23 protein-coding genes are annotated in these 25,247 nt (G+C 67.3%); 5 read left to right on the plus strand and 18 right to left on the minus strand.

Annotation, left to right across the window (positions count from 1 at the left end):
- Nucleotides 1-20 precede the first annotated feature (20 nt).
- The 10 genes from IE191_RS07230 to IE191_RS07275 all read right to left on the minus strand — a co-directional run bounded on the left by IE191_RS07230 (nt 21) and on the right by IE191_RS07275 (nt 10,948).
- Nucleotides 21-1,088: a sulfotransferase gene (locus tag IE191_RS07230; protein ID WP_191323699.1), complete on the minus strand. Its 1,068-nt coding sequence runs from the start codon at nt 1,086-1,088 to the stop codon at nt 21-23.
- Nucleotides 1,036-1,449 carry a hypothetical protein gene (locus IE191_RS07235; RefSeq protein WP_191323700.1) on the minus strand — a complete coding sequence of 138 codons (414 nt, stop codon included), beginning with the start codon at nt 1,447-1,449 and terminating at the stop codon, nt 1,036-1,038. The genes IE191_RS07230 and IE191_RS07235 overlap by 53 nt, the downstream gene beginning before the upstream one ends.
- Entirely contained in the window at nt 1,446-1,667 is a 222-nt protein-coding gene (locus IE191_RS07240) for a hypothetical protein (protein WP_229815166.1), read from the minus strand. The genes IE191_RS07235 and IE191_RS07240 overlap by 4 nt, the downstream gene beginning before the upstream one ends.
- The gene (locus IE191_RS07245) at nt 1,664-2,989 is read right to left on the minus strand and encodes an arylsulfotransferase family protein (RefSeq protein WP_191323702.1); all 1,326 of its coding nucleotides are present in this window, start codon (nt 2,987-2,989) and stop codon (nt 1,664-1,666) included. Before IE191_RS07245 ends, IE191_RS07240 begins: the two co-directional genes overlap by 4 nt.
- A gap of 359 nt (nt 2,990-3,348) precedes the next feature.
- Nucleotides 3,349-4,764: an aldehyde dehydrogenase family protein gene (locus tag IE191_RS07250; RefSeq protein ID WP_191323703.1), complete on the minus strand. Its 1,416-nt coding sequence runs from the start codon at nt 4,762-4,764 to the stop codon at nt 3,349-3,351.
- 59 nt (nt 4,765-4,823) lie between these two features.
- Nucleotides 4,824-5,933, minus strand: a complete 1,110-nt coding sequence (locus IE191_RS07255) for an NAD(P)-dependent alcohol dehydrogenase (RefSeq protein ID WP_191323704.1) — start codon at nt 5,931-5,933, stop codon at nt 4,824-4,826.
- Nucleotides 5,934-6,037: 104 nt separating this feature from the next.
- Nucleotides 6,038-8,656: a TonB-dependent receptor gene (locus IE191_RS07260; protein ID WP_191323705.1), complete on the minus strand. Its 2,619-nt coding sequence runs from the start codon at nt 8,654-8,656 to the stop codon at nt 6,038-6,040.
- A gap of 125 nt (nt 8,657-8,781) precedes the next feature.
- Complete coding sequence (locus IE191_RS07265) at nt 8,782-9,276, minus strand: hypothetical protein (protein ID WP_191323706.1); 495 nt, start codon at nt 9,274-9,276, stop codon at nt 8,782-8,784.
- Nucleotides 9,273-9,905, minus strand: coding sequence for a SatD family protein (locus tag IE191_RS07270; protein WP_191323707.1), 633 nt, complete (start codon nt 9,903-9,905; stop codon nt 9,273-9,275). The genes IE191_RS07265 and IE191_RS07270 overlap by 4 nt, the downstream gene beginning before the upstream one ends.
- Nucleotides 9,906-10,018: 113 nt before the next feature.
- Complete coding sequence (locus IE191_RS07275; protein WP_191323708.1) at nt 10,019-10,948, minus strand: helix-turn-helix domain-containing protein; 930 nt, start codon at nt 10,946-10,948, stop codon at nt 10,019-10,021.
- Between the two features lie 179 nt (nt 10,949-11,127).
- Here IE191_RS07275 and IE191_RS07280 point away from each other — a divergent pair, with 179 nt between their 5' ends.
- Entirely contained in the window at nt 11,128-11,682 is a 555-nt protein-coding gene (locus tag IE191_RS07280; RefSeq protein WP_229815167.1) for a DUF3237 domain-containing protein, read from the plus strand.
- Here IE191_RS07280 and IE191_RS07285 read toward each other — a convergent pair.
- The 6 genes from IE191_RS07285 to IE191_RS07310 all read right to left on the minus strand — a co-directional run bounded on the left by IE191_RS07285 (nt 11,679) and on the right by IE191_RS07310 (nt 17,825).
- The gene (locus tag IE191_RS07285) at nt 11,679-12,656 is read right to left on the minus strand and encodes an NAD(P)H-dependent flavin oxidoreductase (protein WP_191323709.1); all 978 of its coding nucleotides are present in this window, start codon (nt 12,654-12,656) and stop codon (nt 11,679-11,681) included. The two genes, IE191_RS07280 and IE191_RS07285, sit on opposite strands and share 4 nt — an antisense overlap.
- 81 nt (nt 12,657-12,737) lie before the next feature.
- Nucleotides 12,738-13,520 carry an enoyl-CoA hydratase/isomerase family protein gene (locus IE191_RS07290; protein ID WP_191323710.1) on the minus strand — a complete coding sequence of 261 codons (783 nt, stop codon included), beginning with the start codon at nt 13,518-13,520 and terminating at the stop codon, nt 12,738-12,740.
- Entirely contained in the window at nt 13,517-14,596 is a 1,080-nt protein-coding gene (locus IE191_RS07295) for a phosphotransferase (protein WP_191323711.1), read from the minus strand. Before IE191_RS07295 ends, IE191_RS07290 begins: the two co-directional genes overlap by 4 nt.
- Nucleotides 14,586-15,776 carry an acyl-CoA dehydrogenase family protein gene (locus tag IE191_RS07300; protein ID WP_373299261.1) on the minus strand — a complete coding sequence of 397 codons (1,191 nt, stop codon included), beginning with the start codon at nt 15,774-15,776 and terminating at the stop codon, nt 14,586-14,588. Before IE191_RS07300 ends, IE191_RS07295 begins: the two co-directional genes overlap by 11 nt.
- 39 nt (nt 15,777-15,815) lie before the next feature.
- Complete coding sequence (locus tag IE191_RS07305) at nt 15,816-16,583, minus strand: SDR family NAD(P)-dependent oxidoreductase (protein ID WP_191323713.1); 768 nt, start codon at nt 16,581-16,583, stop codon at nt 15,816-15,818.
- Between the two features lie 108 nt (nt 16,584-16,691).
- Complete coding sequence (locus tag IE191_RS07310; RefSeq protein WP_191323714.1) at nt 16,692-17,825, minus strand: acyl-CoA dehydrogenase family protein; 1,134 nt, start codon at nt 17,823-17,825, stop codon at nt 16,692-16,694.
- Nucleotides 17,826-17,916: 91 nt separating this feature from the next.
- On the opposite strand from IE191_RS07310, the gene IE191_RS07315 reads away from it, so the two are divergent.
- A complete protein-coding gene (locus IE191_RS07315; protein WP_229815168.1) occupies nt 17,917-18,534 on the plus strand; it encodes a TetR/AcrR family transcriptional regulator in 618 nt (205 codons plus the stop codon).
- 16 nt (nt 18,535-18,550) lie between these two features.
- On the opposite strand, the gene IE191_RS07320 is transcribed toward IE191_RS07315, so the two are convergent.
- Nucleotides 18,551-18,736, minus strand: a complete 186-nt coding sequence (locus tag IE191_RS07320) for a response regulator transcription factor (RefSeq protein WP_229815180.1) — start codon at nt 18,734-18,736, stop codon at nt 18,551-18,553.
- Nucleotides 18,737-19,109: 373 nt separating this feature from the next.
- Here IE191_RS07320 and IE191_RS07325 point away from each other — a divergent pair, with 373 nt between their 5' ends.
- The 3 genes from IE191_RS07325 to IE191_RS07335 all read left to right on the plus strand — a co-directional run bounded on the left by IE191_RS07325 (nt 19,110) and on the right by IE191_RS07335 (nt 24,285).
- Nucleotides 19,110-20,453, plus strand: coding sequence for a GntP family permease (locus IE191_RS07325; RefSeq protein ID WP_191323716.1), 1,344 nt, complete (start codon nt 19,110-19,112; stop codon nt 20,451-20,453).
- A 14-nt stretch (nt 20,454-20,467) separates the two neighbouring features.
- Nucleotides 20,468-21,145 (plus strand): FadR/GntR family transcriptional regulator, encoded by a 678-nt coding sequence (locus IE191_RS07330; RefSeq protein WP_191323717.1) that lies wholly within the window; start codon nt 20,468-20,470, stop codon nt 21,143-21,145.
- Nucleotides 21,146-21,258: 113 nt separating this feature from the next.
- Nucleotides 21,259-24,285, plus strand: a complete 3,027-nt coding sequence (locus IE191_RS07335; protein ID WP_191323803.1) for a glycosyl hydrolase family 28-related protein — start codon at nt 21,259-21,261, stop codon at nt 24,283-24,285.
- A 209-nt stretch (nt 24,286-24,494) separates the two neighbouring features.
- Here IE191_RS07335 and IE191_RS07340 read toward each other — a convergent pair whose 3' ends face one another.
- Nucleotides 24,495-24,989 carry a gluconokinase gene (locus IE191_RS07340; protein WP_191323804.1) on the minus strand — a complete coding sequence of 165 codons (495 nt, stop codon included), beginning with the start codon at nt 24,987-24,989 and terminating at the stop codon, nt 24,495-24,497.
- Nucleotides 24,990-25,247: the final 258 nt, after the last annotated feature.

Raw genomic sequence — 25,247 nt, forward strand, 5'->3', positions numbered from 1 at the left:
TGCCGTCAGGTGATCATATGTTAAGCGGCACGGGCTTGCAGGCGGGCGTGGATCGCCTCGGCTTCGTTGCGATCGGCCGTCGGCACGGGGCCGCGCGCCAAGGCGTGGGGCAGCGGCGGGCGCAGGCCGGCGCCATCGAGCGCCCCGGCCAGCCCAAGCCGCCGGGCCAGCGCCACCCGCAGGCCAGGCTCACCCTGCGCCAGGCGATCGTAATCGACAAAGCACTGCAGCGCCGCGACTTCGGCAGGCTGGTCGAGGACATGGCGATAGACCGCGCTCCAGGTGCGCAGCCAATAGGCCAGCGTATCGGGATCGCCCGAAACCGGCGGCCCGGCGTTCAACCGGAACGGACGGCGATGCAGGCCGAACTCGTGATGACCCAGCCAGCGCATGTAGTCGGCACGGAAGCGGTCCTGGCCGGCCAGCCGGATGGCGCGACGGTGCTGCGCCAGCAGGCTCGCTGCCTGTTCCAGCGGAGCCCGGAACGGATGGACCAGCACGGCGCCGGGCAGAGTGGCCAGCGAACCCAGCCGCAGCACGTTGGCATTGTTCTTGGACAAGTAGCGCCCCTGTCCACGCGCCAGGCAGACCAGCGCCATGAACTGGCCGAACGCGGCCAGCGCGGCCGCATCGGGGGCATGGGCGCACAGGCTTTCCTGCGAAAGATAGTCGGGGCAGCACTGCATCCGCCAGAACACTTCCTCGATCGCCTCAGCGCTGTCGAGATCGTGCTCCAGCCCGTCGCCATGGCCGCGCGGGGTGCGCGCCACGGCGCGGCGGCGGCGCGCCACCAGGCTGGCCCAGGTGTTGGGCGCCAGGGGAAACGGCATGTCGGCATAATGCAGGCTGGCAAAGTGGTCGGCCGCCTCCAGCCGCTGCGTCAGCACCGTGGTGCCGGCGCGCGCCAGCCCGGCCACGAAGACCGGCGGGCGGAGCGGCAGGGCCGCAGCGGCGCGACCGTGGCGTGCCCGCTCCAGATCGAAGCTCAGTTCCAGCGCCGCCCGGCTGCCCAGGGCGATCCGGTGCAGCAGCCGGTCAAGCGGGCGATAGGCGTGCGCGCCGGCCGGCACCGGCGGCGCGGCCGACAAGGTATCGGGCGAAAGCAAAGGCAATTCCCATGGCAAGAATGGCAAGACGCGCGGCCGGATCGAGCAACGCCGCCGTGGTCGGCACGCCGAGCGCCGGACCCACGCCAAGCGCGAGGCCGATCGGCATGGCCGCAACGGCAAGGCCGCCCCCGGCCAGCAGCGAGCGCCCCAGCAGCCGCGCCGCCAGCAGCCGCGCCGCCCGCTCTTTCCAGCGATCCGAAGCCCCGCGCCGGGCCATGACGCGCACCGCGCGGCGGCCCGTCATTCCCAGTGCGGCGAAACGGCCCAGCACCCCCCAGCGCCGGACCAGATGCAGCGTGGCCAGCAGGGCGCCTGCCAGAACCAGCGCAGCCGCGATCACCGCCCGCGCTTTCCGCTGCCCGGCGCCGCCTTGCGCATCATCCGCAGCAGGCGCTTGACCGGATACCACACGAAAGCCAGCAGGCCGAGGACAATGGCCCCAACCACGCCCAGCGCGGTGGATGCCGCGCCCAGGCCCAGGCCCGGCCCGACATAGGCCTGCGCCGGAACGGCCGTGGCGGCCAGCAACAGGATAGCGGCGAAGGGGAAGACGGTCATTCGCATCGGGCATTCTCCGCGGCTTGGATGCCGATCTTGTCGGCAAGGGGATCGATGTATCGGGTCCAGCGCAACTCGAACCGGTTGCGATCGGCGTCAGCGCTGATGTAGCTCCAGCGCACGGTGCCATCGGGCGCGAGGCGCATCACCCGGCCCAGTTCGGTTTCCTCGACCAGGGTATCGCCCCCCGGCAGCGGCGTGGCGCGGCCCTGGGCACGGGTGTGGATGGCCAGATCGTGAAACGCACGGGCGAGCGGCTCGCTCACCGTGTCGGTGGCGAAATCATAGACCAGCATGCGGTTGTTGCCGTCCGGCTCGGCCTGCTCGGGCTGGTCCCAGGCAAAGCGCCAGTGGTTGTCGAACACCGAGATGCGATGATCGTCGAGCACGCTGACATCATGCTGGAACCGCCAGGGCAGGCCCCGGCTCCACACCACCTTGCCCGTGGCAGGGCGATAGAGCAGCAGCAGCGACAGGTTGCGCAAGCTGATCAACAAGTCGCCCGCGCGCCAATAGGGGCCGTCGCCGGGCACGGGCTGGATATCGTTGAGGTGGATCGGATCGTCCGAATAGGGTCGGGCGCGCCACAAATGCCCCATGCCATTGGCATCGAGCAGGTCGATCACCGCCGTGCGGCTCAGCACTTTGCCCTCCGGCGTCAGGTGCATCAGGCCTTCGTCGGCAAACTCCGGACCAAGGCCGGTGCGGGTGCTGCGCGGCAGGCGATAGGCCGCCCACAGCGTGCCATCGGGCGCGCGCTCCAGCGAATGGTGGAAGATGCCGTCGATCATCCATTCCGCCCGGCCGCAGGCATCGATGCGCGTGAGCGGCGAGGTATCGTGCACGATCAGACCGCCATCGGGCATCAGCATCGAATGCATCGGCATGAAGCGGCGGTTGGTCTTGTCGCGCGCCAGGTCGACCAGCGCGGAATGGAATGTGGAGCGGGCATGGATCGCGGCGATATCGGGCGCATAGGTGCGCACCACATGCCCATCGCGGAGGCGCAGCAATTGCACCACCCAGCGCCCGCGCGCCGTGTCGAACACGGTCAGCAGGATATAGCCGGGATCGACGAAGCCGGGGCGGCGCCACAATCCACCGGGCAGCGGATCATAGGGCTGGCCGATGGTGGGATGGTAGGGCAGCAGTTCCCCCACGGCGCGGCCGACCGTATCCGGGATCGTCGCCACCCACACCGCCGCATCGCCAAGCGCCCCATGGCGGCGTGGCTCCAGCAGCACGAATCCAAAGCCGAGCAGCAGCAGCGCACCCAACGTCATGACCAGGCCAAGCGCCCAGAGCGGCACCGGACGCGCCATCAGCCGCTCCCAGCGCGAGAGCGGCAGTGAAGTTGATTCTGGTGGGGTGGAGTTGGAGGGCAACACCGGAGGGTTCATGGCCGGGGTCTCTATCCGGCAGTTGTATCACCGCGATTTCGCCGCGATACGCAGCCGAAACGTTTGCTGACTGATTGCAACAAATCCGGCTGAGACAAGGCGACCCTACCGATATTTTCCCTTTTATTTTAGCATCTTGACGTGATCGCGCGAGAAACCGCCGCGCACCTGGCCATACAACTTGTTACAAATTCGGCCATGATCCGGCGCCAGGAATCACAAGACGGCGCAGCCCGCCGGGCCACGCCGTCTCGTTGATCCTGCAACCGTGCTGCCCGGCGTCAGGCCGGCAGGCTCACCGCATTGATGATGTGCGCCTGGGTATATTCCAGCAGCCCGGCTTCGCCCAGCTCGCCACCCAGCCCCGACTGGCGCACGCCACGGAACGGAATGGCCGGGTCGATCGCCAGGTGCTGGTTGACCCAGACCGTGCCGGTATCGATACGCCGCGCCACGTCCATCGCGCGGGCCACGTCCTTGCCCCACACCGTACCGCCCAGGCCATAGTCGCTGTCGTTGGCGCGCGCGATCACGTCGTCCACGTCGGCAAACTTGAGCACCGGCAGCACCGGGCCGAACTGCTCCTCGCGCACCAGCGGGGCATCATCGTCCAGATCGGCAACGATCGTGGGGGCGATGAAATAGCCCGGACGATCGAGCGGCGCCCCCCCGGCCAGCACCGTGCCGCGCTCTCGCGCATCGGCCAGCAGGGCGGAGACCTTCTCGAACTGCATCTTGTTCTGCACCGGGCCGATGGTCACGCCCTGGCGCGTGCCTTCGTCCACCACCGCTTCCTGGGCCAGGCGGGTGATTTCCGCGATGAATTCGTCATAGACGGTTTCGTGCACATAGGCGCGCTTGATCGCCACGCAGACCTGGCCGGCATTGACCATCGCGCCCTGGTAGACCTTTTCGGCGGCGAGCTTGGCCGGCATGTCGTCCAGCACGATGGCGGCATCGTTGCCGCCCAGCTCCAGCGTCACGCGCTTCACGCTGCCGGCGGCCGAGGCCATGACTTTCTTGCCCGTCGCGGTCGAACCGGTGAACGCCACCTTGGCCACATCGGGATGGGTCGAAAGCGCTGCGCCCAGATCGTTGACATCGGCAATCACGTTGACGACGCCCGCCGGCAGGATATCGGCCATCACTTCGCCCAGCAGCAGCGTGGTCAGCGGCGTGGTCGGCGCAGGCTTGGCGACCATGGTGTTGCCGGTCAGCAGGCACGGCCCCAGCTTGTTGGCCAGTAGCACGACCGGGAAATTCCACGGCGTGATCGCGGCGCAGACGCCCAGCGGGGTGCGATGCTCGATCACGGTGTTGTCGCCGTCCTCGCGCAGCACCTTGTCGGTCACGCGCATGCCGGCAAAGGCCTTGAGCACGTAATAGGTGGCGAACATCTCGCCTTTGGCCTGGTCCAGCGGCTTGCCCTGCTCGGCGGTGAGCAACTGGGCGAATTCGTCGATCCGGGCCATCACCGCTTCGGCCAACTGGTCGATCAGCGCGGCGCGGTCATCCTGGCTGCGCGCGGCCCAGGCGGGAAAGGCCCGCTTGGCGGCGGCCACTGCGGCGTCGAGCTGTGCCGCGTCGGCGCGCGGAGCCTGGGTCAGCACGGTTTCGGTCGCGGGGTTGATCACGTCGAAGGTGGCCACGCCGGGCACCAGCTGGCCATCGATCAATAGGCGGAATTGCTTGTCCATAGGGGAATTTCCTTTGCCAATGGGGCTATTGTGGCCAATCAGGCTAATGTGGAATGCGTTCAGGCGATCCGCAAGACGGGCTTGACCACGTGGCCGGCCTCGCCCTGGGCAATCGCCTCGGCAATCTCGTCAAATGCGAAGAAGCGCACCAGCTTGTCGAACGGGAAGCGCCCGGCCCGATAGTGCGCCAGCAGTTCGGGAATGAACACCTGCGGATCGGCGCCGCCTTCCACCACGCCACGGATCACGCGCCCGCCGCTCATCAGGAACGTGGCATCGGCGGCAATGTCGCCGGGGCCATAGGCGCCGACCAGCGCCATCTGGCCGCGCGGCGCAAGCGCCGCCATGGCGGCATTGACCACGTCTGGCCGGCCAGTGGTGTCGATCACGCAGTCAAAGCCCTGCGGCAGGCCGGCGGCGCGGGCATGGTCGGCCAGGCTGGCGGCGCGCGCGTCAAAGCCATGGGTCGCGCCCAGTTCCTGCGCCAGGGCGACGCGCGCCGGATTGATATCCACCGCTGCGACCACCCCTGCCCCGGCAATGCCGCAGGCCATGATCGCCGAAAGCCCCACCGCCCCGGTGCCGATCACCGCAATGCTGGCTCCGGCGCGCGGGCGCAGTTCGTTGAGCACGGCCCCAGCCCCGGTCTGGATGCCGCATCCCAGCGGTCCGAGCAGGTCCAGCGGCAGATCGGCATCGACTTTCACCGCATTGCGGGCATGGACCACGGCATGCGTGGCGAACGAGGATTGGCCGAACACGTGGCTGTGGATCGCCGTCCCATCGGGCGCGGCCAGTGCCGTCGTGCCATCGCTGCGCCCGCCGCCGAAGTTGTAAGCGAACCAGTCGTGGCAATAGGCCGGCGCATGATCGTCGCATGACGGGCAATGCCCGCAGGAATCGAAGCTGAGCACGACATGATCGCCCGGCGCCAGGCCGATGACGCCCGCGCCCACCTGCTCGACCACGCCCGATCCTTCATGGCCCAGCACCACCGGAAACGGCAGCGGCAGGTGCCCGTCGCGCAGCACCATGTCGGTGTGGCACACCCCCACGCCGACCAGCCGCACCACCAGTTCATCCGCGCGCGGATCGTCCAGCACCACCGGCTCGATCACCGGCGGCGCGCCGGGCTGGCGAAAGACGGCGGCGCGGGCGGCAGTGGGCATGGCAGGATATCCTTGGCAAGCGGGAAGACAAAGGAAGCGCCGGACCGGGGGATGTGGTGGAGGGGTCGGCCCGGCGCCAGTGGGTGGATCGGAAGGCAGGTGGATCAGAACTTGAAGCCGGCGCGCAGGTACCATTCGCGCGGACGGTTGTAGCTGCCGAAGATCGCTCCGGCCGACAAGTTGGTGTTGCCGCTGACAAGGTAGCGAGTGTCGGTCAGGTTGGTCCCACCCACGGTCAGCGACCAGCGGTCGCCAGGGGTGTTGTAGGTCAGGCTGGCGTTGATCATGTCGTTGGTCGGCCGGCGCAGCAGCAGGGTGCGGGCAATGTCATTCCACACCGGCGTGGTATGCGTCCAGTCGGCCAGCGCCACCACGTTGCCGCCGTTCGCCAGGTTGAACTGGTAGCGCGGCGAGAGGTTGATCTTCCAGTTGGCCGTCTTGGGCAGCGGCGCGCCGACAAAGATGCCCGCCTGGATGCCGGCAATCGGGCTGGCGTTGACCAGCGCGGCCGGATCGATTTCGGTATAGTGCGCGTCGATATAGCCGACCGAGCCGTTGATCGTCAGGCCGGAGACCGGCGCCAGCACCATTTCGGCTTCCACGCCCTTGATCCGCGCCCGCCCGGCATTGGCGATGGTGGGCGAGGTGCCGATCTGGATGTTGAGCTGCACGCCTTCGTAATCGGTGGTGAACGCCGCCAGGTTCAATTGCAGCTTGAGATCGAGCAGCGTGGATTTCACCCCCACTTCCCAGGTTGTCGCCTTTTCCGGGCCAAAGCCGGGGGCGACGTTGCCCTGCGGGTTGGTCAGGCGCGTGGTCCAACCGCCGGTCTTGTAGCCCTTGGACCACGAACCATAGACCATCACCCGCTCGGCCGGGTAGAGCTGCACCCCCACCTTGGGCGAGAAGTTGTTGAACGACTTGCGGTTCACGCCGGGCACATAGACCTGCACCGGATTGGCCGGATTGGGATAGCCGATCCCGGTCTGGCAGCTTACCGGCGCCAGCGGGAAGGGCCCGTCGGGCGTCACGTTGCCATTGGCGTCGCTGCATCCGAACAGCTTGTAGTTGAACCCGTTCAGCTCCTGCTGCCCGCCCTCGAACTGCTTGGCTTCATGGGTATATCGTCCACCCAAGGTCACGCCGATCAGGTCGATCGGGCGATAGTCCACCTGGCCGAAGAAGGCATAGTTCTCGGTCTTGAACCGGTTCGGGCCGTCAACCTGCACCAGCCCTTCGTCGAACGTCACATAGTCGTGCAGGCTGCCTTGCTCCTTGAAGTAATAGCCGCCCAGCACGTAGTTCAGCTTCTTGTCCAGCGCCTTGCCCAAAATCTGTACTTCCTGACTGAACTGCCACTGGTTCTGCTGGAACGACAGCTCCAGGAACGACAGCGGCGAACCGTCGCCATCCAGCCCGGCGCGCCAGCGCGTGTCGCGATAGGCGGTGATGGACTTGATCGTCAGGTCATCGCTCACTTGCGCCTGCACGGTGGCGCCCAGGCCCCAGGTGGTCAGCTTGTTGAAGCTCGGCCCGGTGGCATAGCTGGTGTCGGGATCGGCCGTGACGAAGCGCGAATCCCACGGCAGGCGATCGTTGGTCGGGTCGCCATCCACGTTGACGCTGGCCAGCGGCGCAAGGCGGCGGCCATATTGCGTCCCCCGCGCCCCGCACAGCGCCTGCGCGTTGCGCGCCGCGATCTGCTGCGCGGTGGAACTGATGCAGAAGTTGTAGAGGCCGGAAAACAGGAAGCCGGTGTTGCCCGAGGCCGACAGCGCCGTGCCCGGCAGATTGTCCGTGCCGGCAAAGGGGCCGGGCAGGTTGAGCGCGGCGAGCAGCTTGCTCGCCTGCGAGGAGCTGTCCTGCCGCGTCCAGTCGCCGGTCAGCGTGGCGGTGATCGCGCCGCCGTTATCCCATTTCAGCTTGCCGCGCAGCGAGGCGGTGTTGTCGCCGCCTTCGCGGCTCGACGTGGCATAGTCGGCCTGGTTGAAATTCAGATAAGTGTCGGAATTGGCCGCGCGCGCATCGGGATAGGGAATGCGCTTCAGGAACCCCTCGCGGTTGGTGACGGCAAAGGTCACCGAGGAATAGAGCGAATTCGCCAGCGGCACGTCCACCGTGCCGCGCACCTTGACCAGGTTGTAGCTGCCGGTCGTGGCATCGATCGAGCCCTTGAATTCCTTGCCCGGCTCGTGCGTGACGATCGAGATCGCCCCGCCGATGGTGTTGCGGCCAAACAGCGTGCCCTGCGGCCCCTTGAGCACTTCGACGCGCTCCACGTCGGGCAAGTCCTGGTTCGCCCCCACGGTGCGCGCCAGATAGACGCCATCCAGGTAGATGCCCACGCCCGGATCGATGTTGAAGGCAAAGTCATCCGAACCGATGCCGCGGATCGTGGCCGAAAGCACCGCCGAAGAGCCCGAGAACGGCGTGCCGCCATCGAGGTTGACATTGGGCGCCAGCGCGGAAAGCGACGAAACGCTGGTCACCGCCCGCTCCTTGAGCGACGACGCGGTGAACGCGGAAATCGCGATCGGCACGGTCTGCACGTTCTGCGCGCGCTTTTGCGCGGTGACGACGATTTCCTGGATCCCGCCCTGCGGCTGCGCAGCGGCCCCATCGGCCGGCGGCGCGGCATCCTGCGCCAGCGCCTGGCCCGGCGCCATGGCCACCAGCCCGGCGGCGAGCGCGATCAGGCTGGAACGGGCAAACGATTTCGGCATCCTGCACTCCCTTGCGATTTGTTATCGCCAAGGGAACTACAACCCCCGCCCCGCCGCCATCTTGGACGATCGCGCGAAAAGCATGGACAATCGCGCGGGCTGCGCCAGCGATGCGGCAGTGACGCCTATTTCGGCGCAGGCACGGTTGGTGCGGTGTGGCCTGGCATCTGCGAAGGTTGAACCCGTAACGACTGCGGCGGAGACTGACGGTCCTTGAAACCGACCAACTGCGCACCCTTGTACCGCAAATCAGCGCCAAAGCGATGATCGTAGGCCAGCCACCCACCCGACACCGCAACCGCCCAGGCCAGACTGAACAGCGACCCGATCAGAAAGTATTCTGCCTTGATCTGGTTATCGAGTTCTTTGAACCGGGCGATAGTCTTGAGTGCGACGACCGCCGCAATAATTTCCCAGCTTTGGACGATCACCCCTGCCCCAACCAGCAACCGCTCCAGCGCGCCGATAACCTTGCCCGCATGCGGAAGGCCCGCAGGCCCCAGAATCGCCTGTTGCGATCCCGTAGCCCAGAACAACAGACGGCAGGCGATGTTGCCCAGCCAAGTCAGCGCGAGCAGCGCGATCCCGCAATAGGCCCCAGCATGAACGATCTGCATCATCGCGCCGCAACGCCCCCCTCATCCATGATGTCCAGCGCCTCCAGCAGCCTGTTCCATTGCAGGATGTAGCTGTCGAAATCCCCGGCAGCCCGTACCTTGTAGACGCTATGTGCCGTGACATTGCGGATTTGCGCGATGTCCTGGGCAGATTTGCCGAGCAGCGTGTGGGCAATGTCGTGCAACTGGATTTTCGTCCAGCGGCGCTCGGTAGCGGTGAGCCCGGCACCGACGGCATCGAGCAAGGCTTGCGTCGCGGGCTCGCGCGGCAAGGAGAAGGCATAAAGACTTTCGAGACGCTTCTCGCTCAGTTTGGTCCGCGCTTCGGCTAGGCCAGGCCCCATCATGTTCCAGGCGCGCTCGGCATTGATGGGCGTCTGGATGTCGACGGTCCCTACCACGAAGCGACAGTCGACATCGGCCAGCATCAGTTGCAACCGCAATTCCCGGGCGATATTCGCCGCCTGCCGCAGGCCGCGCGTCACCCCCTGGAATTCATCGCCCAAGGTGATGGTCAGCCGGGAAAGGATGTCCTTCGCGTGCCGACGGTTGGCCTCTTCAACCGCCATATTGAACGTCCGATGCAGGCCATTGGCCGAGGGCGCGTCACTGCTATTGACAATGTCGCCCATCAAGACTGCGGGTGGTACGTCGCTCTCTTGCCTTGCCATGGGGTCAATGGGTAACTTTTACCCTCTGAAAGGTCAATGTCCGGTTCTGACCCTCTTGCGGTTACACCCGCCCCTCAATGCATCGCGCGATACTGGCGCGGGGTCTGGCCAAAGTGTTCCTGGAAACGGCGACTGAAATAGGAGCTGTCGGAAAAGCCGCAGTCGAAGGCGATCTGGGTGATGCTGCGCTGCGGCTCCAGCGTCAGCTTCTGCGCGGCGAGCGCCAGGCGGCGTTCGTTGATATAGCCGCCCAGCGTTACCCCTTGCGCGGCGGCGGCGGCTTGCAGGCGGCGCAGCGACACGCCCATTTCGGCCGCGATCGTGGCGGGGGACAGGGTCGCGTCGGCCAGGCGCGCGGCGACGATCGCGCGTGCGCGTTCCAGCAGACCGTGGCGGCTGGGCAGCGCCATATGGTCGGTGGGGCGCAGGCTGGCCAGCAGCAGCGAACAGAACACCGCGTCATAACCATCGTCGGGCAGGCCCAGCGGGCTGGCCTCGCATTCGCGCCACAGCGACAGCAGGAAATCATGAAGCAGCCGGGTGGACGGCGCCTCGCGCGGGATGCGCGTCGCCACGGCATCATCCAGCCAGTGCGGCGCCGCGCCCAGCACGGCGCGATCGAATTCGGCCACCACCAATTCGTGGTCGCTTGCCAGGTCAAAGCGATAGACTTCCTCGCTGGCACAGAGCACCATGTCCCCGGCGCGAACGGGTATTTCGCGGCGGCGATGGATCGCCCGGCCCTCGCCCTGGCGGATCACGTGCAGCTTCAGCCGCGGCCCGCCACTGTGCCCGGCCTCGACCAGGCGGCGCTCCACCGAAACCGGCGTGGCGCGCGGCCGGGTCATGGCAATGCCGCCCATCTTCCAGCGCGAGACGGTGGCTTCGAAATGCGGGGACAGCGGATCGGTGGAAAGCCCGGCATAGGTCTTGGCCATCAAGCCGCGCCAATAGCTAAGCTTGTCTGCCCCGGTCAGGCTGCGTGTCGAAAAATGCTCGATCATGGGCCTTGTCCACCACCCTCTGCCATCATGCGGACTCGGTCTTGCGCCCAGTCTCCTTCGCTGAATTAGTCAGCAATACATACAAATGCAATGACATGCCCGATCGGGTGGGGCAGGCTTGCCCGCGCGGACGCAATGCGGAACAGTCTGCCGGCAAGAGAATAACGGGAGAGAGACACGTGATAACTGCAAGCACCTGGCGCGCATCGGCGCTGGCAGCCGCCCTCGGCCTGGTCGTCGCCATGGCGCCGGCATCGGCCAAGGCCAGCCCTGCCGCGCCCGCGCCCAGCCTGGAATATGCCTTTACCGCCAAGGTCACGCTGGCCCCGCCAGTGGAACAGGGCGAGGTCGCCGGCGGCCGCAAGCGCTTCATCGCCATCACCGGCGGCAGCGTCGATGGGCCGCTGTTCCACGGCAAAGTGCTACCCGGCGGCGGCGATTGGCAGACGATCCTGCCCGGCGGGCTGACCCAGGTGGAAGCGCGCTATTTCCTCCAAGCCGACGATGGCATGGTGGTAGATGTCGCCAATCCCGGCGTGCGCGTCGCCAGCCCCGAGGTGACCGAGCAGATCGCGCGCGGCCAGGCCGTATCGCCAGACGCCTATTACTTCCGCACCACCCCGCATCTCGCCGCGCGCGCCGGACCACTCGACTGGATGAACCGCGCGGTGTTCGTGGCACGCGGCATCCGCCTGCCCGATCATGTCGAGATCGATTTCTACATAGTGCGCTAGGCCAGGAAACCGCCCAGACGGCCGCGAATGATGCTCTCGGCATCGGCCACCATGCGGCGCAGCAGCTCGGCGCAGGTCGGGATATCGTGGATCAGGCCCTGGATCTGGCCGGCCCAGACCAGGCCTGCCTCCACATTGCCGGTTTCCAGCGCTTCGCGCCCCTTGGCGCCCGACACCAGCGGGCGGATATCCTCGAACACCGCCTCGGGCCGGGCCGAGATTTCCACCACCTTGTCTGACACCGGCGTCGCGGCGACGCGGCCCGTGTTGTGGAAGCGGCGGAAGATCAGCCGCGTGTCGCGCTCGGTATTGGAAACCAGCAACTGCTTGATCGCATCGTGGATCGGCGCTTCCACCGTGGCGCAGAACCGGGTGCCCATGTTGACCCCTTCGGCCCCCAGCGCCAGCGCGGCGGCCAGGCCGCGCCCATCGCCGATGCCGCCGCTGGCGATCATCGGGATCGTCACCTTGTCGGCGGCCGCCGGGATCAGCACCAGGCCGGGAATATCGTCCTCGCCGGGATGGCCGGCGCATTCGAAGCCATCGATGCTGATCACGTCCACGCCCATCTTCTGGGCCGACACGGCATGGCGCACAGCGGTGCACTTGTGCAGCACGGTAATGCCGTGCCTCTTGAAATCCTCGATATGCTCGCGCGGGTTGTGCCCGGCGGTTTCCACGATGGTCACCCCGCTATCGATGATCGCGCGGCGATAGTCGGCATAGGGCGGCGGGCTGACCGAGGGCAGGATCGTCAGGTTCACGCCGAACGGCTTGTCGGTCATCGTCCGGCAGCGGTCGATCTCGCGGCGCAAGTCATCGGGCGTGGGCTGCGTCAGCGCGGTGAGGATGCCAAGGCCCCCGGCGTTGGACACCGCGCTCGCCAGTTCGGCGCGTCCCACCCACATCATGCCCCCCTGCACGATCGGGTGGGCAATGCCGAGCAGTTCGGTAATTCGGGTCTTGATCGCCATCACGGCACCTCGATTGTTGGTGGCACGACCAGGCACCGCCCGCAAACGGGGCGTGCCGGGCTTGATCGAACGCAGTCTTGTTTACGCGAAGCGCGGCGGCCGTCGCTCGGCAAAGGCGGCAATGCCTTCGGCCGCTTCCGCCCCGGCCCCGGCCTGGGAAATGCGCACCACTTCCAGGTCGAGCTGGGTGGCCAGGTCGTTTTGCGGGCTCTGCGCCAGCAGCGCGCGGGCGCCGGCAATCGCGGCGACCGGGCCTTGCGCCAGGCGCTGCGCCACGGCGAGCCCTTCTTCCAGCAGCGCCTCGGCCTCGACCACGCGGGTCACCAGGCCGATCTGCTCGGCCTCCTGCGCGGCGATGCGGCGGTTGGTCAGGATGATCTCCTGCGCGCGGCGCATGCCGACCAGGCGTGGCAGCGACCAGCTCATCCCACCATCGGGCGTGAGGCCGACCATGCCATAGGCGGCAGTGAAATGCGCCCCCGGCGCGGCCAGCGCCACGTCGCCCAGGATCGCGAGGCTCAGCCCCGCCCCGGCGGCCGGGCCATTGACCAGCGTGACCAGCGGCTTGTCCATGCGCGCCAGCGCCAGCACGGAGCGGTGGACCGACCCGGCCAGGGCGAACAGAAACGCCGCCGGTCCTTCGCTCGCACGGCCGAACGACCCTACGTCACCCCCGCCGCAGAACAGCTTGCCCATGCCGGTCAGCACCACGCAGCGCACCGCCGGATCGCCGGCGACGGCCGCCACCTGCTCTTCCAGCCGCTGCGCGGTGGGCATGTCCAGCGTATTGCCCGCCGCCGGGCGGTTGAGCGTGAGGATCGCCACCGCGTCGCGGCGTTCCAACAGCACCAGATCGTCGCTCATGCGCAGGCCTCCATCGCTTCGCGGCCAAGCCGGGCCAGGCGCGGAAAGGCTTTCGCGCGCTCGCTTGCCTGGGCATTGGCCGCCGTGCCGCGCAGCACGCGGCCCTTGATCCCGTGAAAGATCGCGGCCAGCCGGAAGAACTGGAACGCGATGTAGAAATCCCAATTGGCAATGCCATCGCGTCCGGTGCGCGCGCAATAGCGGGCGATATAATCCGCCTCGCTCGGCAGGCCCAGCGGCAGCGGGTCTGCCCCGCCCAGCCCGGCAACGATATCGCCCGGCATGCGATAAAGCATGGCGTGATAGGCAAAATCGGCCAAGGGGTGCCCCAGCGTCGACAGTTCCCAATCCAGCACCGCCAGCACGCGCGGCTCGGTGGGATGGAAGATCATGTTGTCACAGCGGAAATCGCCGTGGACCAGCGTGGTCGTGTCGTCGTCCGGAATGGCCGTGGGAAGCCAGGCGACCAGCGCATCCATGTCCGCGTCGCGCCCGGCGAGCTCGTCTTCCAGGTATTGCCGGCTCCACCGCCCGATCTGCCGCGCGAAATAGTTGCCGGGCCGGCCATAGTCGGAGAGGCCAACGGCCGCCGGGTCGACGGCATGAAGCGCGGCGATCACGCGGTTCATCTCGTCGAAATAGGCAGCGCGATCAGCCTGGGGCACTTCACCAAAGGCGGTGTCCCAGAACACCCGGCCTTCCACCAGTTCCATCACGTAGAACGCGCTGCCGATCACCGCGTCATCGTCGCACACCCCCAGGATGCGCGCCACCGGCACCTGGCTGCCGGCGAGCGCCTGCTGCACCCGCGCCTCGCGCAGCACGTCGTGCGCGCCTTTGATCACGGTGCCCGGCGGCTTGCGCCGCAGGACATAGCGCGCGCCCGGCGTTTCCAGGCGATAGGTCGGGTTGGACTGGCCACCATTGAACTGGGCGATGGACAGCGGGCCGGCAAAGCCCGCGACATGGGCCGCCAGCCAGTTGGCCAGCGCCGCTTCGTCCAGCGCGGTGCGCACCGCGCCTGCCCCGGCATTGGCCTGGGCAATGGCTTGCGCGTCAAGCTTGTCAGTGGGCATGAGCCTGCTTCCAATCGCGCTTGATCTTCTTGGCCAGGCTCCACTTGTGCACTTCGGTGGGGCCGTCATAGATGCGGAACGCGCGGATTTCGCGGAACACCTGCTCCACGATGGTCTTGTCGGTCACCCCGGTGCCGCCCATCACCTGCACGCAGCGATCAGCCACACGCATCAGCGCTTCGGACACGGCCACCTTGGCCATGCTGCTTTCCGCAGTGCCCAGGCTGCCGGTGTCGAGCACGCTGGCGCACCAGTCGATCATCAGTTCCGCCTGCTTCAGGTCGATCAGGTTTTCCGCCAGCATGAAGCCCACGCCTTCGTGGTCGATCAGCGGCTTGCCGAACGCCATGCGGCGGTTGGCATAGTCGCTGGCGATCTCGTTGGCGCGCTGGCAGGCCCCCAGCCAACGCATGCAGTGCGACAGGCGCGCGGGCGAAAGGCGCACTTGCGCATACTTGAAACCTTCGCCCGCCTCGCCCAGCATCTGGTCGGCCGGCACGCGCAAGTTGGTGATCGTCACCGTGGCGTGGCCGCCGGGCATCGAGTTGTCGATGGTGTTGGGCACATGGTCGATGCGGATCGCCGGATCGGGCAGGTCGACCAGGAACATGCAGGCCCCGCCCGCGCTGTCCGCCTCTTCCGATCGCGCCATGACGATGCCCACCTGCGCGCCATCGGCTCCGGTGATGAAGCACTTGGTGCCGTTGACCACCCAGTGGTTGCCGTCCTTGCGGCACGTGGTGATCATCATCGACGGGTCAGATCCGGCGCCTTGCAGTTCGGCCGGCTCGGTCATGAAGAAGGCCGATCGCGCGCGGCCTTCGACCATCGGCTTGAGGAACCGCTCGCGCAGCGCGGCATCGCCCACCTTGCCCAGCAGATACATGTTGCCTTCATCGGGCGCCGCGGTGTTGCAGGCCAGCGGGCCCAGCGGCGAAAGACCACTGGCCGCGAGCACGATCGCCGTCTCGCGCTGGGTCAGGTGGCCCCCATCGGGCAGGATATGCGGCGTCAGAACCCCGGCGGCCCGCGCCTTTTCGCGCAGTTCGTAAACCAGCTCGTCGGTCGGCGCGCCGTGGTGATCCCGGCGCGGATCCTGTTCATAGGGCGCCACCACCTCGCGCACGAAGGCTTCCACCTTTCGCGCCAGGTCCAGTGCCGCCATCCCGATCCCGCTCATCATCCTCTCCCTTGTTGTCGTGTGCGATAGGCCGCGCGTTCAGCGCGGGGCCATGCGGATCGCGCCGTCCAGACGGATCACTTCGCCATTGAGCATGGGGTTGGTGACGATCGATTCCACCAGCTTGGCATATTCGCTGGGCTGGCCGAGGCGGCTGGGGAACGGCACCTGCTGGCCCAGCGAATCCTGCGCCTCCTGCGGCAGGCTGGCGAGCAGCGGCGTCCAGAAAATGCCCGGCGCGATGGTGTTCACGCGAATGCCGAAGCGGGCCAGCTCGCGCGCGATCGGCAGCGCCATGGCCACCACCCCGCCCTTGCTGGCGGCATAGGCGGGCTGGCCGATCTGGCCATCGAACGCGGCAACGCTGGCGGTGTTGATGATTACCCCGCGCGCACCATCGGCATCGAGCGGCTCGGCATCAAAGATGCGCGCGGCAAACTTCGACAGCACGTTGAACGTGCCGAGCAGGTTGATGTTGATGATCCGGGCGAAATCGACCAGCGGCAGCGGCTGGCCTTCGCGGCTCAGCACCTTGGCCGGCGGCCCGATGCCCGCGCAATTGACCAGGATGCGCGCCTTGCCATGCAGGCCTTCGGCTTCCTGGATGGCATTGGCGACGGCCTCTTCGTCGGTGACGTTGACCGCCTTGAACAGGCCGCCGATCTCCGCCGCCTTGGCCGTGCCAAGCTCGGCATTGAGATCGAACAGTGTGACCTTGGCCCCGCGCGCGGCCAGCAGTTCTGCCGTGGCCGCGCCCAGGCCCGAGGCCCCACCGGTCACGATTGCTGCAACGCCCTTGATATCCATCTGCCCTACTCCCGAACTTGATCGAATTTCGTGATGTCTTAGCCGGCTTTGCCCGGTCTTTGCCCTCGCCGAAACGCGAGGGTCATGGCGGCGCTCACTCCGCCCGACCTATTCCACAAGACCGCGCGCGATCACCATGCGCTGGATGTCGGACGTGCCTTCATAGATCTGGCACACCCGCACATCGCGATAGATCTTGGCGACGCCATATTCCTCCAGATAGCCATAGCCGCCCAGCGTCTGGATCGCGCCCGAGACCACCGCCTCGGCGGTTTCGGAGGCGAAGAGCTTGGCCATCGACGCTTCCTTGAGGCAGGGCGCGCCGGTCTGCTTCACGGCAGCGGCATGCAGCACCAGATGCCGCGCTGCTTCCAGCCGGGTGGCAAGATCGGCCAGGCGATGGCCCACGGCCTGGTGCGCGATGATCGGCTGGCCAAAGCTCCGCCGCTCCTTGGCATAGCCGATGGCAATGGCCAGAGCCGCGTCGGCCATGCCGATGCACTGTGCGGCAATGCCGATGCGCCCGGCCTCCAGGTTGGACAGCGCGATGCGATAACCCTGCCCCGGCGCGCCCAGCACCATGGCATCGGGCACGAACACGTCGTCAAAGCGGATCGCGCAAGTATCCGAAGCGCTCTGCCCCAGCTTGTGCTCCACCTTGTCCACCACATAGCCGGGGCTGTCGGTGGGCACGAGGAACGCGGTGATGCCTTTCTTGCCGGCCGCCGGATCGCTGACGGCAAAGACGATCGCCACTTTGGCAATGCGCCCGTTGGAAATGAACTGCTTGGCGCCGTTGAGCCGCCAGCCGCCATCGGCCCGCTCGGCCCGCGTGCGCAGGGCCGAAGCGTCCGATCCGGCGTCCGCCTCGGTCAGGGCAAAGGCGCCGGTGGCGCGGCCCGCCACCAGATCGGGCAGGAACCGCGCCCGCTGCTCGGCACTGCCATAGGCCAGGATGCCGGCCACGATCAGGCTGTTGTGGATCGACACGATGGTCGAAAGAGCACCGTCCCCGGCAGCGATCTCGATCAGCGCGAGCGCGTAGGAAACCGCGTCCAGCCCGGCACCACCTTCGCTTTCCGGCGCGGTCATGCCCATCAGGCCGAGCTGCGCCATCTGCGCAAAGAGTTCGGGCGGATAGCCGCCCGCCGCCTCGAACGCCTGCGTGCGGGGGCGCAGTTGTTCCTGGGCAAAGGCATGGACCATGTCGCGCACGGCAATCTGGGTTTCGTCGAGAATCATGAAACTGACCGGACTATTGTTTACTCACGAGTAGATTGCCTTCTGGCCGGTATCATGTCAACACGTCCGCGCCATCCACCGGAGAGAAATCTTGGCGCCTGCCGATTCCCCGTTCCAATCCCCGCAACAGCGCAGCAAGGCGCGCGCCGCCAAGCGCGAGGCGGTGCTGCGCGCGGCGGTGCAGATGTTCAACGAGCGCGGCTTTCACCAGACCTCGCTCGATGACGTGGCGGCAAGCCTGGGGATCTCCAAGCCGACGATCTATCACTACCTCGGCAACAAGGATCAGGTGCTGCTCGAATGCGTGACCATCGGCCTGTCGCAATTGCTGGAGGCGGCCGAGGAATCGCGGCGCAGCGCGGGCAATGGGGCGCAGCGCCTGATCGCGTTCCTCACCCGCTATGCCCAGGTCAACATGGATGATTTCGGGCGCTGCGTGGTGCGCACCGGGTCAGAAGCGCTGGGGCCGGAAAGCCGCGCGCAGTTCCAGGCGCTCAAGCGCAAGATCGACACGGCCATGCGCGAATTGATCGAGGAAGGCGTGGCCGATGGCTCGCTGGCGCCGACCGATACCAAGCTGCTCGGCTTTGCCCTGGCCGGCGCGCTCAACTGGCCGGGCCGCTGGCATGATCCCAAGGGCGCGTTGCAACCGGCGCAGATTGCCGAACAACTGGTGGCGATGCTGGCGCAAGGCTTCCTGCCCCGCTGAACGCTGCCGCCGCGCGTTACTGGGCCAGGATCGATTGGGCGGCAATCGCCACCTGGGTGCGATTGCGCACGTTGAGCTTGCGCATCAGCGCGGTCATGTGCGCTTTCACGGTCTTTTCCGCGATGCCCAGGTCATAGGCGATCTGCTTGTTGAGCTGGCCGGAACGCACGCCCTGCATCACTTTGAACTGGGTGGGCGTCAGGCGGACGGCAGGCGCCCCAGAGGTGCTCTGCGCGAGGCTCTGCGCCGGCTGATCCGGGCCACTGGCAGGGGCAAAGTCGCTCACCGTTGTCTCTCCCTATCGCCTACCGTTGCGGCATCGGCCGCGCGTCTGCCATGACCGGACCGCTCTTGCGGAATCCAGGATCGGTTAGACAGCTTTTTGATATTATCGCGGAGTTATTCCGTCAATACACGATTTTTTGCTGAAATTGACAGACACCTGTTATACAGATTTCCGCAGAACAAGGACAGGCAGCCAGCGCCGTGGCGCGGGAGGAGAGCAGGATGGGCCATCACCGATCGGGGCAAGGAACGCCCGGGCCAAGCACGTCGATTCGGACGGTCACAGCGCGATGAGCGAGGATCTGCGCCTGATCCTGGCCGCCCTGCTCGGCATTGGCCTGGCCATCGCCCTGATCGTGCGCGGGCGCTTCCATCCCTTTCTCGCCCTGCTCTGCGGCGCCTTTGCCGTGGGCATCGCGGTTGGCATGCCCATGGCCGAAACCGCCAAGGCCGTGCAGAAGGGCGCAGGCGATGTGCTCGGCGGCACCGGCCTCGTCGTCGCGCTGGGACTGTCGCTCGGCGCCATGCTGCAATTGTCGGACGGAGCGGGCGCACTGGCGCGCGGCGCGCTGCGCCATGGGTCGCCGGCCATGGCCCCGTGGCTGAGCATGGCGGTGGCGCTGCTGATCGGCCTGCCGCTGTTTTTTGAAACCGGGGTCGTGCTGCTCCTGCCGATCGCGGCGGCGGCCGCTGCGGCAATGACCGGCACGGACGATGCCGGCACCACGCGGCTGCGCCTGCTGCTGCCGGCGCTGGCTGGCCTCTCCACGCTGCATGCCCTGGTGCCGCCCCATCCCGGCCCGCTGCTGGCGGTGGACGCGCTGCATGCCAGCCTGCCGCGCACCATGCTCTATGGCCTGTTGATCGGCGTGCCCACGGCGATCGTCTCTGGCCCGCTGTTCGCGCTGTGGATCGCGCGCCGGGTACGGCCCGATGCCCCGGTGATGACGCCCGCCGCGCCGCTCGTCGCGGCGCCTGGCATGGGCCGTGCGCTGCTCTGCGTGCTGCTGCCGGTGGTGCTGATCGCGGCAGGGCAGGTTGCCGCCGTGGCGCCGCCCGCCCTGGCCCCGCATCTCGCCTGGCTCGGCCTGGCCAGCAACCCGGTGCTCGCGCTGGTTCTCGCCAACCTCGTCGCGCTGCCACTGCTGTTCGGCCGGGGGTTCAGCGCCCCGGCAATCCAGGGCGCGATCTGGAAGGAAGCGATGGCGCCGGCCGGCGCGATCATCCTGGCGATCGGCGCGGGCGGCGCGCTCAAGCAAGTACTGGTTTCGGCAGGCCTGGCCGATTTCCTGGCCCATCTCGCCACCCATGGGGGCATTCCCGCATTGCCGATGGCCTGGGCCGTGGCCGTGTGTATCCGCCTGGCCACCGGATCGGCCACGGTGGCCACGATCACTGCCGCCGGGATCATGCCCGGCGTGGTCGCCGCCACCGGCGCCTCGCCGGAATTGACCGTGCTTGCCATCGGCGCCGGCTCGGTGTTCTTCTCCCACGTCAACGATCCGGGGTTCTGGCTGGTGCGCAGCTATCTCGGCACCAGCACGCCTGACACGTTCCGCACCTGGTCGGTGCTGGAAACGCTGATTTCGGTGGTAGGCCTGGTGCTGGTGCTGGCCGCCGGCTGGATCGTCTGAAGAAGGGGAGGACCATGCACGAGGAACGCCTGGCCGATCGAGCCTATGCCGGGATCGTCGAACTGATCAACACCGACGATCTCCAGATCGGCGATCGCCTGCCCTCCGAAACGCGCCTGGCGGAAATGTTCGGCATGTCGCGCACCGTGGTGCGCGAGGCGCTGGTCCGCCTCGCCTCCGACGGATTTACCGAAGCACGGCGCGGCGCTGGCTCGTTCGTCAAGCGGCGCCCGTCCGAGCGGCTGGGCAGCCACATGCCGATGCAGAACCTGGCCGCCACCATGGGCAGCTATGAAGTGCGCCTCGTGCTCGAGGCAGAAGCCGCGCGCCTCGCCGCGCAGCGCCGCTCGGCCGAACAGCTGCTGGTGATCGAGCGGGCGATGGACGCGCTGCGCTCCGCCCTGCAAGCAAGCGGCCCGGCCCACGTGGAAGACATGGTGCTGCACCGCGCGATCTTTGAAGCGACCGCCAACCCGATCTTCGTTTCCAGCTTCGATCACATGCATGACGAGATCGACCGCATCCTGCGCGCCGGGGTGGATATCTCGCGCTCCCGCCCGCCCGCCGCGATCAACGCCATGATCGAGGAGCACGAACTGGTCGTCGACGCAATCCGCGCCCAGGATGGCGATGCCGCCGCGCTCGCCATGCGCTGGCACCTGTGGCAGGGGCGCAAGCGGCTGATGCCCTGAGCGCCGCAAATCCCGAAAAGTTAAGACCATGGTCGCGCCTGCCCCAGCGGGCAGCAGCGGCTATCCCGGCCCGATCGGGTGAGGAGAAGAACGCAATGCCACGGCAGGCCTGGATGATCGGATCAAGTATTGTGGCGGCCATCGCGCTCGCCCCAACCGCGGCGCAGGCCAACGGCCCCTCGGTGTTCGACCAGGCGCCCGGCGATGCCCAGGCGGTCACCGTGCGCGCGGTGGGCGATGGCAAGGCCGACGATACCGTCGCGATCCAGCAGGCGCTGGACCAGGCCGGGGCGCGCGGCGAAGGCGTGGTGTTCCTGCCCAGCGGGCGCTATCGCATCAGCCGCTCGCTGTTCCTCTGGCCCGGCCTGCGCCTGATCGGCACGGGCAAGACGCGGCCGGTGCTCGTGCTGGGCGATGCCACGCCGGGCTTCCAGCAGGGCGTGGCGACCATGGTGATCTTCACCGGGCGCGGCCCCAAGGGCAGCGCCACGGCCGGAGACGGCAAAGTGCCGTTCCCCCCGCCCGACGCGGTACCGTTCAATCCCGATATCGCCGACGCCAATTCCGACGCGTTCTATTCGGCCATGGCCAATATCGACATTGCCATCGGCGCGGGCAATCCGGCGGCAGTGGGCGTGCGCTTCCACGCCGCGCAGCATGCCTATCTGCGGCACATGGATTTTCAGGTCGGTTCGGGCCTCGCCGGTGCCTATCAAGTGGGCAACATGGCGCAGGACGTGCATTTCCACGGCGGCCGCTATGGCATCCTCAGCGAAAAGACCTCTCCCGCCTGGCCGTTCACCCTGCTCGACGCCACGTTCGATGGCCAGCGCGAAGCCGCCATTCGCGAGCATGAGGCCGGGCTAACTCTGGTCAACGTGGCGCTGCGCAACGTGCCGGTAGGGATCACCATCGACGAGGGCTATGGCGACTGGCTGTGGGGCAAGGACGTGCGCTTTGAAAACGTCAGCCAGGCTGGCGTGGTCATCGCCAACGCAGGCAACACCTATACCCAGATCGGCTTCGACAATGCCGTGGCCAGCCGCACCCCGGTCTTCGCCCGCTTTCGCGAAAGCGGCAAGACCGTGGCCGGCGCCGCGCCGATCTACCGGGTGAAAAGCTTCAGCTACGGCCTCACCCTGCCCGGCCTGGGCCTGCCCGGCACGTATGAAATGCGCATGGACCAGGCCGCGCTCGCCGCCCTGCCCCGGCCCGGTGCCCCGGCGATCCGCCCCCTGCCCGCGCCGGCGCAATGGGCCAACGTGCGCGCCCTGGGCGTCAGCGGCGATGGCCACACCGACGATACCGCCGCCCTGCAACGCGCGATCGCCACGCACCGCGTGCTCTATTTCCCGATCGGCCGCTATGTCGTCAGCGATACGCTGACGCTGCGGCCCGACAGCGTGCTGATCGGGCTGCACCCCGATCTCACCCAGATCGTGCTGCCCGATGGCACACCCGCGTTCCAGGGCGTCGGCGCCCCGCGCGCGCTGGTCCTGGCGCCACCCGGGGGAGACGCCATTGTCACCGGTCTGGGCTTGTTCACTGGCGGCATCAACCCACGCGCCACCGCGCTATCGTGGCAATCGGGCGCGGATTCGCTGGTCGAGGACGTGAAGTTCCAGGGCGGCCACGGCACGCTGGCGGCCGATGGCACCCGCTTCGATCCCTACAACGACACCCACACTGCCGACAAAGACCCGCGTCGGCGCTGGGGTGGCCAATACCCCAGCCTGTGGGTCAACGCGGGCGGCGGCGGCACCTTCGCCAATATCTGGACGCCCAATACTTATGCCCAGGCCGGCATGGTCGTGTCCGACACGCAGACGCCCGGCCATGTCTACCAAATTTCGGCCGAGCACCATGTCCGCACCGAATTCGGCCTCACCCGCGTGGCCAACTGGGAATTCCTGGCGCCACAGACCGAGGAGGAAGCCGGCGAAAGCCCGGACGCCGTCTCGTTCGATATCCGCGAATCCCGCAATATCCTGATCGCCAATCTCCACGCCTATCGCGTGACCCGCTCGCGCCAGCCGGCGCGGGCCGCCGTGCGGATCGAGCGTTCGGGCGATATCCGCCTGCGCAATGTTCACGTGAACGCGGAAAGCGGCTTTGCCACCTGCGATGAAGGTGGCTGCGCCACGTTCCTGCGCGCCAGCAAGTTTCCGTTTGAAAACGCGCTGCTCGACGTGACGCACGGCCTGGAAGTGCGCGAGCGCGAATTCGCCGTGCTCGACGTGCCCGCCAATCCCGTTGCACCGGCAGCGGCCACAGTACCGGTGGCCAAGCTCGCCGATGGCTTCTTTTCCGCCAGCGGCGGCGTGGTCGATGCGCAGGGCAAGCTCTATTTCATCGATCATTTCCGGCAGCGCATCCACGGCTGGAGCGAGGCCGAAGGGCTGACCACCGAACGCGACGCGCCGCTCGATCCGGTCAACCTGGCGATGGACCGCGCGGGCAACCTGATCGTGCTGTCTTCGCTGGGGCGCAACGGCACGGTCTATGCGTTCAAGCCCGGCACATCGGCACAGACGCTGACAGTGATCCCGCCGACCGCCGTGCCAACCACGCCGGTGGCCGACCGGCTCACCGCCTTGCCCGGCAACCTCTGGGTCAACGGCGAGTTTCGCAGCCAGCTCGATCCGGCAACCTACCGCTTCACCACCCTGGCCGCGATGTTCGCGCGCGACGTGGCGCTGCCCAAGGCGCAGGAATATGTCTCGCCCGACGGCACCCTCGCCATTCCCGCCTATCGCGTGTTCCAGCAAGGCCCGGCCGATCATCTCGGCTGGCGCTTTTCCGACACGCTCGATGCCTATGGCCTGGTCACCGCCAAGGCCGGCGGGCGCGTGTTCCTGAGCAACGAGTCCGAAGACAGGACCTACTCCGCCCGCCTCGCCGCCGGTGGCGCGGTGACGGACCTGCAACCCTTTGCCGATCGCGGAGGGGAAAGCGTGGCAGCAGGGCCGGACGGGCGCGTCTACATCGCCAATGGCCAGGTCTTCGTCTACGACACGGCGGGCCGCCCGATCGACCGCATCGACGTGCCCGAACGCCCCCTGCAACTGCTGTTCGGCGGCAAGGATAGGCGCACGCTCTACATCCTTACCCACCACGCCCTCTATTCGGCGCGGCCGTAACGCAGCGGAAGCCCGGATCATGTCCGGGGTGAATTCAAGGGAATACAATCCATTCCCTTTTCGTCGCCCCGGACTTGATCCGGGGCCCCCCGCAACGCCGGGACCAGCCTAGAGCGTGATGGCGTTTCAATGAAACGTCATCACGCTCTAGGTATTTGTGGCCGTGCGATTTTTGACAAAAACCGGTTCCCACTTTTTGTCATCGCACTTTAGGCCGCCAAGCGCTGGGCGATCCAGGCCAGGATCGCATCGGCCAGCCAATCCTGGTCCTGCGTGGAATCGAGCGTAACCGCCGGCTCGTCCGCGCCCGGTCGCTCCAGCGTGTCCAACTGGCTGTCGAGCAGGCTTGGCGGCATGTAGTGCCCCGGACGATTGCCCATCCGCCGCGCCAGTTCGGCCAGCGGCGCGTCGAGCAGGGCAAAGGCGATCGGCTCGGCCGTGGCGGCGGCCAGCCGCTCGCGATAGGCGCGCTTGAGCGCGGAACAGGCCGCCACCACCACGCCGCCCTGCCGCACCGCCTGGCCCATCGCCGCGCCCAGGTGATCGAGCCAGGGCCAGCGGTCCGCATCGGTCAGAGCCACGCCCTGGCGCATCTTGGCGACATTCGCTGCCGAATGGAATGCATCGCCTTCCAGGAACGGGCAGCCCAGCCGCGCCGCCAGCGCCGCACCCAGTGTCGATTTGCCGCTGCCGCTCACGCCCATCACCACGATGGCCAGCGGCGCCACGCTGCGGCCTGCAATCTTGCCCGACACGTTCCTGTCCTTCCTGCTTTGCCGTCTCCGCACGGCGCGCGCCGCGCGGGTTGCATGACAGCCATGTCAACAGCGTCCTTAGCCGCGCCCCCTACGGCCGCCCAATTAGGACCATGGTCGCGGCTGCGCCAGGCGCCGCACGGCCCTATGCCCAAGCCACGCGGAAACCCGGCTGCCAACGCCGGGACCACGCACAGAATTGTTAGC

The sequence above is a fragment of the Novosphingobium pokkalii genome (assembly GCF_014652855.1).
In the GTDB taxonomy this organism is placed as follows: Bacteria; Pseudomonadota; Alphaproteobacteria; order Sphingomonadales; family Sphingomonadaceae; genus Novosphingobium; species Novosphingobium pokkalii.

Bases quoted from the DNA above. Each gene is read 5' to 3' on its own strand.
- IE191_RS07290 (WP_191323710.1), bottom strand. From the start codon at position 13,520: ATGAGCGACGATCTGGTGCTGTTGGAACGCCGCGACGCGGTGGCGATC.
- IE191_RS07250 (WP_191323703.1), bottom strand. From the start codon at position 4,764: ATGGACAAGCAATTCCGCCTATTGATCGATGGCCAGCTGGTGCCCGGC.
- IE191_RS07310 (WP_191323714.1), bottom strand. From the start codon at position 17,825: ATGATTCTCGACGAAACCCAGATTGCCGTGCGCGACATGGTCCATGCC.
- IE191_RS07300 (WP_373299261.1), bottom strand. From the start codon at position 15,776: ATGAGCGGGATCGGGATGGCGGCACTGGACCTGGCGCGAAAGGTGGAA.
- IE191_RS07330 (WP_191323717.1), top strand. From the start codon at position 20,468: ATGCACGAGGAACGCCTGGCCGATCGAGCCTATGCCGGGATCGTCGAA.
- IE191_RS07240 (WP_229815166.1), bottom strand. From the start codon at position 1,667: ATGACCGTCTTCCCCTTCGCCGCTATCCTGTTGCTGGCCGCCACGGCC.
- IE191_RS07295 (WP_191323711.1), bottom strand. From the start codon at position 14,596: ATGCCCACTGACAAGCTTGACGCGCAAGCCATTGCCCAGGCCAATGCC.
- IE191_RS07340 (WP_191323804.1), bottom strand. From the start codon at position 24,989: ATGGGCGTGAGCGGCAGCGGCAAATCGACACTGGGTGCGGCGCTGGCG.
- IE191_RS07255 (WP_191323704.1), bottom strand. From the start codon at position 5,933: ATGCCCACTGCCGCCCGCGCCGCCGTCTTTCGCCAGCCCGGCGCGCCG.
- IE191_RS07265 (WP_191323706.1), bottom strand. From the start codon at position 9,276: ATGATGCAGATCGTTCATGCTGGGGCCTATTGCGGGATCGCGCTGCTC.
- IE191_RS07285 (WP_191323709.1), bottom strand. From the start codon at position 12,656: ATGGCGATCAAGACCCGAATTACCGAACTGCTCGGCATTGCCCACCCG.
- IE191_RS07270 (WP_191323707.1), bottom strand. From the start codon at position 9,905: ATGGGCGACATTGTCAATAGCAGTGACGCGCCCTCGGCCAATGGCCTG.
- IE191_RS07275 (WP_191323708.1), bottom strand. From the start codon at position 10,948: ATGATCGAGCATTTTTCGACACGCAGCCTGACCGGGGCAGACAAGCTT.
- IE191_RS07335 (WP_191323803.1), top strand. From the start codon at position 21,259: ATGATCGGATCAAGTATTGTGGCGGCCATCGCGCTCGCCCCAACCGCG.
- IE191_RS07325 (WP_191323716.1), top strand. From the start codon at position 19,110: ATGAGCGAGGATCTGCGCCTGATCCTGGCCGCCCTGCTCGGCATTGGC.
- IE191_RS07245 (WP_191323702.1), bottom strand. From the start codon at position 2,989: ATGGCGCGTCCGGTGCCGCTCTGGGCGCTTGGCCTGGTCATGACGTTG.
- IE191_RS07260 (WP_191323705.1), bottom strand. From the start codon at position 8,656: ATGCCGAAATCGTTTGCCCGTTCCAGCCTGATCGCGCTCGCCGCCGGG.
- IE191_RS07305 (WP_191323713.1), bottom strand. From the start codon at position 16,583: ATGGATATCAAGGGCGTTGCAGCAATCGTGACCGGTGGGGCCTCGGGC.